This window comes from Acidovorax sp. HMWF018, from assembly GCF_003061035.1.
Taxonomy (GTDB): Bacteria; Pseudomonadota; Gammaproteobacteria; order Burkholderiales; family Burkholderiaceae_C; genus Acidovorax; species Acidovorax delafieldii.
Window position 1 is genome coordinate 20,674 of sequence record NZ_QAIM01000489.1, and the last position, 1,677, is coordinate 22,350.

The window sequence follows — 1,677 nt, forward strand, 5'->3', positions numbered from 1 at the left end:
GGGACGTGCTGGCCACCATGACGCCACCCGAGTACAGCGCCATGCGCCCGTACCTGGGCCAGTCCAGCGGGTTCCAAAGTTACCAGTACCGCTGCATCGAGTTTTCGATGGGCAACAAGAACCGGGCCATGCTCAAGCCCCACGAGCACCGCGCTGACCTGCTCGCCCAGGTGCAGGCGGCGTACGAGGCGCCGTCGCTGTACGACGAGGCCCTGCGCCTGATGGCGCGGCGTGGCCTGGCCGTGCCAACCAGCCACACCGAGCGCGACTGGACACAGCCCTATGTGGAAAACGATGCGGTGGAGCAGGCCTGGCTCACCGTGTACCGCAACCCCGACAAGCACTGGGACCTGTACCAGCTGGGCGAGGAGCTGACCGACCTGGAAGACGCGTTCCGCCTCTGGCGATTCCGCCACGTGACCACGGTGGAGCGCGTGATCGGCTTCAAGCGCGGCACGGGCGGCACGGGCGGGGTGAGCTACCTGCGCAAAATGCTGGACGTGGTGCTGTTCCCGGAGATCTGGAAGCTGCGCACCGATCTGTGAGCAGTTCAAGCTACCCCAAAAAAACAGGCCTGTTCACCACCCTGGTGAACAGGCCTTCTAACTGCTGCCTGCGCCCAACGATAAAGCGCTAGCAGCTATCGTTTTTATAGTTCGCTCCCTGATTCGCAATCGGCGGCGTTTCAGTCCCCGGCCCTGGTGAACACCTGCCCGCCCGAGAGCTGGTAGGCCACGTTGTCCACCTGCAGGCTGCGCTCGTTGGCAATGTCAAAGCGGCTGTACAGCCCGGGCGTGTCGCCGTTCAGGATGGCGGTAGACACCACCATGGAGCGCTGGGCGAGCGCGCCGGTGGTGGTGTTCACCTCCAGCCGCAAGGCGCCCTGGTAGCCCCGCACGGGAGGTGGCGTGCCTACGCCCGTGGGCGCTTGGTAGACGCGGGCGGGAAAGGCGATGCGCACCTTGCCATCCACCGCCTGCAGGTTGAGCACGGGGCGGGTGCTGTCGAGTGTGGTGATGCTGCCCCGGCCGCCCGCCGTCTGCGTGGCCAGCCGCTTGCCTTGCGCGGCATTGCGCACGTCAAACACCGCGAGCTGAATGCCATCGGCCACGCCGCCCAAGGCGCTGTCCTTGCCCACCCCCAGCAGCAGTCCGTTCGGCAGCGGCACCAGGTGGTCGGCATAGCCGCCCGCAGCCAGCTCGCCTGCCACCGTAGGGTTCGCAGGGTTGGCAAGGTCCAGCACCCACACGGGTTCGGTGTTGGTAAAGGGGGTGGCATAGGCCCGGGCGCCTGCAAAGAACAGGTTGTCGATCTGCTGATCGCCCCGCGCCGTGCGCAGCTTGAGGGGCAGCTTGGCTTGAGGGCTCAAGTGGTTGTCGCGGCCGCTGTCGCGCAGCACAGTCAGCAGCGCGGGGGAGGCCTGCTGGGCCTGGATGGTCACCGGCGGCATGCCGCTCTGGCCCGTCTTGCCGGTGAAGGTCAGCACGCGCAGATCGTTCTGGTACTCGTTCAAGCGCGATGGCAGGCGGCGCAGGTCCCAGCCCAGGTGGCCGTCCACGCTGCCCGATGCGTCGTAGTCCACCTGCGCGCCCCGGAAGCTGAACTTGTGGATGTCGGTGCGGCTGTCGGCGGGGAACACAGCGTTGGCCACGTCACCGCCATAGCGGTACTGCCGCG

General features: G+C 66.9%; 2 protein-coding genes. One reads left to right on the top strand and one right to left on the bottom strand.

Annotated features, from left to right (window positions below; translation table 11 throughout):
- Positions 1 to 545, top strand: a 545-nt coding sequence (locus DBR23_RS20985) for a tryptophan 2,3-dioxygenase (RefSeq protein WP_233250631.1), incomplete at its 5' end; no start/stop codon positions are given.
- A gap of 140 nt (positions 546 to 685) precedes the next feature.
- Here DBR23_RS20985 and DBR23_RS20990 read toward each other — a convergent pair.
- Positions 686 to 1,677, bottom strand: a 992-nt coding sequence (locus tag DBR23_RS20990; RefSeq protein WP_199227765.1) for a beta-propeller domain-containing protein, incomplete at its 5' end; no start/stop codon positions are given.